General features: G+C 61.8%; 7 protein-coding genes and 1 pseudogene. 7 read left to right on the top strand and 1 reads right to left on the bottom strand.

Translation table 11 applies throughout. The features are described from left to right. From VZ95_RS06010 to VZ95_RS29170, 4 genes and pseudogenes are all read left to right on the top strand, one after another. Positions 1 to 183 (top strand): YdcH family protein (locus VZ95_RS06010; RefSeq protein ID WP_045775054.1); only part of this gene is annotated, 183 nt, incomplete at its 5' end. A 188-nt stretch (positions 184 to 371) separates the two neighbouring features. Then, positions 372 to 1007 carry a glutathione S-transferase family protein gene (locus VZ95_RS06015; protein WP_045775055.1) on the top strand — a complete coding sequence of 212 codons (636 nt, stop codon included), beginning with the start codon at positions 372 to 374 and terminating at the stop codon, positions 1005 to 1007. Positions 1008 to 1031: 24 nt separating this feature from the next. After that, positions 1032 to 1631 (top strand): hypothetical protein, encoded by a 600-nt coding sequence (locus VZ95_RS25185; RefSeq protein WP_052711529.1) that lies wholly within the window; start codon positions 1032 to 1034, stop codon positions 1629 to 1631. Next, a pseudogene (locus VZ95_RS29170) lies at positions 1571 to 1780 on the top strand (helix-turn-helix domain-containing protein); the annotation flags it as partial. The gene VZ95_RS25185 and the pseudogene VZ95_RS29170, both read left to right, overlap by 61 nt. Here the strand turns inward: VZ95_RS29170 and VZ95_RS06025 are convergent. Further along, on the bottom strand, positions 1746 to 3500 hold the full coding sequence (locus VZ95_RS06025; RefSeq protein ID WP_084627603.1) for an acyl-CoA synthetase: 1755 nt from the start codon (positions 3498 to 3500) through the stop codon (positions 1746 to 1748). The pseudogene VZ95_RS29170 and the gene VZ95_RS06025 sit on opposite strands and share 35 nt — an antisense overlap. Positions 3501 to 3665: 165 nt before the next feature. Between VZ95_RS06025 and VZ95_RS06030 the strand changes: the two genes are divergently transcribed. The 3 genes from VZ95_RS06030 (at position 3666) to VZ95_RS06040 (ending at position 6941) form a co-directional block, all read left to right on the top strand. Next, a complete protein-coding gene (locus VZ95_RS06030) occupies positions 3666 to 5570 on the top strand; it encodes a propionyl-CoA synthetase (protein ID WP_045775056.1) in 1905 nt (634 codons plus the stop codon). Between the two features lie 14 nt (positions 5571 to 5584). Next, entirely contained in the window at positions 5585 to 6382 is a 798-nt protein-coding gene (locus tag VZ95_RS06035) for an SDR family NAD(P)-dependent oxidoreductase (protein WP_045775057.1), read from the top strand. Between the two features lie 265 nt (positions 6383 to 6647). After that, complete coding sequence (locus VZ95_RS06040) at positions 6648 to 6941, top strand: hypothetical protein (RefSeq protein ID WP_156995106.1); 294 nt, start codon at positions 6648 to 6650, stop codon at positions 6939 to 6941.

A 6941-nucleotide genomic window follows, 5' to 3' on the forward strand; every position in this document is an offset into this window, starting at 1 on the left:
GTCACGATGAGGGAGACGCCCATGGCATCTATGGAACGGGTTAAGTCGTTGCAGGCCAAGCATGCGCAACTGGATTCCCAACTGGATCGGGAGCGCAACCGCCCCGAACCGGACGTCGTGACAGTTCAGCACCTTAAACGCGAAAAGTTACGGATTAAGGACGAAATTGCGCGGATGGCGTAATAGTCGCACGTTAACGCTCCCTGGAGAGCCCGTCGCACCCGCCGATCAGAACGATCGGCGGGTTTTTAATTGGGAGGAAGATGAGCGGATCGGCACCGAAATCGAGCAGCACAGCATCGCGAGTTCCCCCGAAAGCGCTTATTTATGAGCCGACGAAAAGAACTTCCCCTAATGAAAGGTTCCTATAAATGCTCGTCGTGCATCATCTCGGAATCTCGCAATCCGACCGAATCGTCTGGTTGTGTGAGGAGCTTGAGATTCCTTATGTGCTGAAGCGATATGATCGCGATCCGAAGACGCGGCTTGCCCCCGCCGAGTATCGAGCGCTAACGCCGTTCGGGACGGCGCCTGTCATCAGCGATGGCGCTCTCGTTCTGGGTGAATCGGCGGCAATCATCGAGTATATCGCCCAGGCCTACGGCGAGGGGCGCTTCATCGTCCGGCACGGAGCGCTCAATTACCCTGATTTCCTCTACTGGTTTCATTTCGCCAACGGCTCGTTCATGCCCGCGGCGCTGATCGATTCGATGGCGCGTCGCATCGGTGGGGAAAATGGGGTGATGACGGCGCTTCAGGCCCGCCTCGACCGCGCGTATGACCAGATCGAGGCGCGGCTCGCGACGGTGCCGTTTTTGGCGGGCGATGCCTTCACCGCCGCCGACATTATGACGCTTTTTCCGTTGACCACGATGCGGGTGTTCACGCCGCGCGACATCGGCCCCTATCCCTATATTCGCGCTTATCTTCAGCGCATCGCCGCGCGTCCGGCGTTTCAGCGCGCTATGCAAAAGGCCGATCCGGACTTTAATTTACCGCTGACCTAATGCTCCAAACTCACGGTGGGGTCTATGCGCGCTAAGCTGGACGACACAGGCAAAGCCCTTCTCGCCCGCCCTGGGGTAGGGCTCACCGCAGGGGTGGTTCAGCGCAGCGATTTGCGTTTCAGCCGGATCGTCATCGACCGCCCGGCCCTGATCGTCCTGCGCCACGGGACGAAAACGCTCCAGTCGGCCCGAGGGCAATGGTCGCTCCGAAGCGGGGAGGCCATTGCGCTTGCGGGCGGGCAGAGTTTTGATGTGACCAATCGCGTGTCCGAGCTGGGCCTCTACGAGGCGCGATGGCTCGTCTGGGATCCGTCGATTCTCGATCACTTTGAGCCGATGGCGACGGATGGGACTCCCTTAACCGGGGCGGCGCTGCTGGGAAAGCTTGATGGGCAGTTTACCACGGCGTTCGACCGCGCGCTCGCCGCGATCGGGGATGTTAAGCATATTCCAAGCGATATCGCCGTGCATCGGCTTACCGAGGTTCTCCTCTGGCTAGCCCAGCGCGGGATTCGTTTTGCGGCGACAGAAACGCCAAGCTTGGTGGTAAGGGTGCGTCGGCTGTGCGAGTCCGCGCTGGCGGAGCCTGGACGGCGGGGCGTATCGCGGCCCGCCTCGCGCTGAGTGAGGCGACCTTGCGCAGGCACCTGGCCGCCGAAGGAACAAGTTTTGGCGCGCTCCTGACCGATGTTCGGATGTCCTCCGCTCTGCTTCTGCTGCAATCGACGGACTATGCGGTCAACCGCATTGCGCGGGAGGTCGGGTATGAGTCGGCTTCGCGCTTTGCGGTTCGGTTTCGCGCGCGATTCGGGTTTCCGCCCACCGCAATTCGGGGGCACGCCCGCCCTCGCGCCGACGACGACGGGCATGCCGAGCGCTAAAGCGCCTTGCTTGATCGCGCAGTAGGAACTTCTGCACTTTGCCGGTGGAGGTTTTCGGCAAGCTGCCAAAAACGATGGTTTTTGGAACCTTAAAGCTCGCCAGATGCGCCCGGCAGTGGGCGATAATCTCGGCTTCGGTGGCTTGGCCGCCGTCTTTTAGGGTGATGAAGGCGCAGGGGGTTTCGCCCCATTTTTCATCGGGCCGGGCGACGACGGCGGCTTCCAGCACCGCCGGATGCGCGTAGAGCACGCCTTCAACCTCGATGGTCGAGATATTCTCGCCGCCCGAAATGATGATGTCCTTGGAACGATCCTTCAGCGCGATATAGCCGTCTGCGTCCAACACTGCCAGATCGCCAGTGTGGAACCAGCCGCCGGAAAAGGCTTTTTCGGTGGCGGCGGGGTTCTTCAGGTAGCCGAGCATAGTGATATTGCCGCGAATGAACACTTCGCCCAGGGTTTTGCCGTCGGCGGGCACGGGTTCCAGCGTGTCGGGATCGGCGACCATCAACCCGGCCTGGAGCTGATACCGCACGCCTTGGCGGGCTTTGAGGCGGGCGCGCTCTTCGACGGGCAGATCGTCCCATTCCCGCTTCCAAGCACAATAGACGACCGGGCCATAAACTTCGGTCAGCCCATAAACATGGGTGATCGAAAACCCTTGGGCTTCCATTGCCTGAATTACCGCGGCAGGCGGCGGGGCGGCCGCCGTCATCAACTCGACCTTATGGGGCAGCGCGCGGCGCTCCTCGGGCTTCGCATGGAGCAGCATATTCATGACGATGGGCGCGCCGCAGAGGTGCGTCACGCCATAGTCGGCGATGGCCTGATACATGGCGGTCGCCTCCACCCGGCGCAAGCAGACGTGCGTGCCCGCCTGCAAGGTGATCGTCCACGGAAAGCACCAGCCGTTGCAATGGAACATTGGCAGGGTCCAGAGATAGGCCGGGTGCCGGGGCATCGACCAGACGACGGCATTATTCACCGCGTTCAAATAAGCGCCGCGATGGTGGTAAACGACGCCCTTCGGGTCGCCCGTGGTGCCGGAGGTATAGTTGAGCGCCATCGGCGACCATTCGTCTTCGATCGCGGGTACGGCGAAGGTAGGATCGCCGCCCGCGACCCAAGCGTCGAACTCGGTGTCGCTGAGGCGCGGGCCGGGAGCGTGGGCGAGCGGGTCGCGCACGTCGATTACCGCCGGCGGCGTTTCCAACTGGGCGAGCGCGGCGGCACCGAGGGCGCTAAAATCGCTATCGACGATCAGCAGTTTCGCGTCGCCGTGGCGCAGTTGGAAGGCAATCGTCGCCGCATCCAGGCGCGTATTGAGCGTGTTCAGCACCGCGCCCAGCATCGGTACGGCGTAATGCAGCAGCACCATCGGCGGTGTATTCGGCAGAATCGCCGAGACGGTATCGCCCGCCTTAATCCCGCGCGCCGCCAATTGTGCGGCCAATTGTCGGACCAATGCGCGCATCTCCGCATAAGTCCAGCGCTGCTGTCCGTGAATAATCGCGGTGACATTCGGGTAAGTCGCCGCCGTCCAATCCAGAAAATCCACCGGCGTTAGCGCCGCCCCATTGGCCGCGCTGCGCATCAAACCGTTAGGCGTCATTCTTCCTCTCCCCCTTTTTTTACCCCCTGCTGCGAAGTGTCGCGCGGCATCCCCTCCGCTTGTGACCCAAAGGGGGCTATGATTAATGCAGATCGAACCATAATGCGGTGCAGGAAGACAGAAAATTATCTAGTCGGGCACCAAAGGTCGCAAGGGGAGGACATCATGGGCTATCAGGACAATTACAACCGCGCGTGGGCGGACCCGGAAGGTTTCTGGGGGGAAGCGGCCCAGGCCGCCGATTGGTTCAGCCCGTGGACGAGTGTGCTGGATCGGGAGGCAAGCCCCGGCGGGCGCTGGTTTACCGGGGCCACGACCAATGTGTGCCACAATGCGCTTGACCGGCACGTCGCCGCCGGGCGCGGCGACCAGGTGGCGCTGATTTATGATTCGGCGATGACCGGCACCGTGGAAACCTTCACCTATGCCGCGCTGACCGAGCAGGTGGCGAAGCTGGCCGGGGCGCTGGCGGCGCTCGGCGTTGGTCAGGGCGACCGGGTGCTGGTCTATATGCCGATGATCCCGGAAGCGGCGATGGCGATGCTCGCCTGCGCGCGGCTGGGGGCGGTGCATTCGGTTGTCTTCGGCGGGTTCGCCGCGACCGAACTGAAAACCCGCATCGAAGACGCCCAGCCTAAGGTGATCCTCTCCGCCTCCTGCGGGCTGGAGCCGGGGCGGGTCATCGCCTATAAGCCGCTGCTCGATGCCGCCTTGGCCATGTCCGTGCATAAACCGGCGCGCTGCGTGATTGTGCAACGCCCGCAGCTCGAAGCGGCGCTCGATCCGGCGCGGGATGATGATTGGGCGACGGCGGTGGCGACTGCCGCGCCAGTTCCGTGCGTTCCGGTCGAAGCGACCGACCCGCTCTATATTCTCTACACCTCCGGCACGACGGGCGTTCCCAAGGGCGTGGTGCGCGATTCGGGCGGCTATATGGTGGCGCTGCTGTGGAGCCTGAAGAACCTCTACGGCCTTGCGCCGGGCGAGGTGATGTTCACCGCGTCGGACGTCGGTTGGGTCGTCGGCCATTCCTATATCGTCTACGGCCCGCTCCTCTACGGAGCGACCACCGTTCTTTACGAAGGCAAGCCCGTCGGCACACCCGATGCGGGAGCCTTCTGGCGCATCATTCAGCAGCATAGTGTAAAAATTCTCTTCACCGCGCCGACCGCCTTCCGGGCGATCAAGCGCGACGATCCAACCGGGGCCTTGATGGCGGATTACGATCTATCCGGCTTCCGCGCGCTGTTTCTGGCGGGTGAACGGTGCGATCCCGATACGCTGCATTGGGCACAGGACCGGGTGAAGGTGCCCGTGGTCGATCATTGGTGGCAGACCGAAACCGGCTGGCCGGTGGCGGCGAATTGCTTAGGCCTGGAAGCGCTGCCGATCAAATCCGGCTCCCCGACAAAAGCCGTTCCCGGTTGGAAGGTGGAGGTGCTGAGTGCCGAAGGTCAGCCGATGGCGGCGGGCGAGATCGGCGTCTTGGCGATCAAACTGCCTTTGCCCCCCGGCGCGCTGCCAACCCTATGGGAGAATGACGCGGGCTTCCGCAAATCCTACCTGGTCGATTATCCCGGCTATTATAAGACTGGCGACGCGGGCTTTATTGACGAAGATGGCTATATCTTCGTCATGAGCCGCATCGACGATATCATCAATGTCGCAGGCCATCGGCTCTCGACCGGCGGGATGGAAGAGGTTCTGGCGGGACATCCCGACGTTGCCGAATGCGCGGTGATCGGCGTGGCCGACGATCTCAAGGGGCAAGTGCCGCTCGGGCTGCTCGTGTTGAAATCCGGCGTAACGCGCCCGGCTTCCGAGATCGAAAAAGAAGCGGTGGCGCTGGTCCGCGATAAGATCGGCCCGGTGGCGGCGTTCAAGACGGCGCTGGTCGTCTCCCGCCTACCCAAAACCCGCTCGGGCAAAATTCTGCGCGGCACGATGCAAAAAATCGCCGACAGCCAAGATTATAAAGTCCCGGCGACGATTGACGATCCCACCAGTCTGGAGGATATCACCGAGCGGCTTCGGTTGGCGGGGTACGCCGTGCCGGGAGAAACCGGGTAACGGGAAGGGTGGCGATGCAGCTCAAGGATCACGTAGCGCTGGTAACGGGCGCGGCCTCCGGGATCGGCTATGCCATCGCGGCGGCCTTCATTGCCGAAGGCGCAAAGGTGCTGCTGGCCGACGTTGAAACCACCAAGGGGGAAGCCGCTGCCGCCGAACTGGGCGCGGCGGCGGCCTTCATTCGCTGCGACGTGGGCGATAAAGCCTCCGTTACGGCGGCGGTGGCCGAGGCGGCCGCGCGCTTCGGGCGGCTCGACTGCCTCGTGAACAACGCCGGGATTATCCACGCGGCGGATTTCCTCGATTTGGAGGAAGCGGATTTTGACCGGGTGCTGCGGGTGAACCTGAAGGGCGCTTTCCTAGGCTCGCAAGCGGCGGCCCGGCAGATGGTGGCCCAGAATGCCGCCGATGCCGCCGCAGGCCTACCCGTGCGGGGCGGGACGATCATCAACCTCAGTTCGGTGAATGGCATTATGGCCATCCCGAACCAGACGCCCTACAATGTCTCGAAGGGCGGGGTCGACCAGCTTACGCGCAATACGGCGCTTGCCCTCGCCCCCCATAAGATCCGCGTCAACGGCATTGGGCCGGGCAGCATCCTCACCGATCTTTTGAAGGTCGTGATGGATAGCGATTCCGCGCGCGACCGCATCCTGTCGCGCACCCCGCTGGGCCGCTGCGGCGAGGTGACGGAAATCGCCAGTATCGCCGTCTTCCTCGCGGGGCAAGCGTCGAGCTATGTCACCGGCCAGACGATTTATGCCGATGGCGGACGAATGGCGCTGAACTACACCGTGCCTGTTCAGGGATAGTTGGCGCGAATCGCCCTCCACGCCCTTTTCAAGCTAAAAATTTTGCCGAGCTCGATATTATACTGACTGGGCTTCCGCTAAGCTTCCGCTATAACGAGACCTTGAAGCAGAAAGCTTGAGGCTGTGCATGTCTGACGATCCGGTCGATCCCCATAAGGTAAAAGTTTATGAGATTTTTCGGGATCAGATTTTTGGCGAAGATTTACTGATTAATCGTCGGGCATACGCAACGATTATATCGCAAATTTTATTTATTGCTTTATGGATGTATGCAGGCGCGCATCCCGACCTCTACCCAGACGGCAATATCCGGCTGTTTATCGCCATCGCGCAGGCGATTGCCGCGACGCTTGGGTTCATCGCCATCGTCTCCGGCTTTCTGGAAGTGCGCCAAAGTAAGCGGCGCTATAAGAAGAATTATGTCGCGGGGCAGGAAACCGCCTATGTTCCGCTCATCGTCAGGCCGTCGCGTATTCATACGCTCTCCCATATAACGGCGGTGGCGACGCCGATTGTGTTTTTGCTGCTGAGCCTCTTCTTCGTTTATCGAAGCCTGTAG

This window comes from Elstera litoralis (assembly GCF_000963705.1).
In the GTDB taxonomy this organism is placed as follows: Bacteria; Pseudomonadota; Alphaproteobacteria; order Elsterales; family Elsteraceae; genus Elstera; species Elstera litoralis.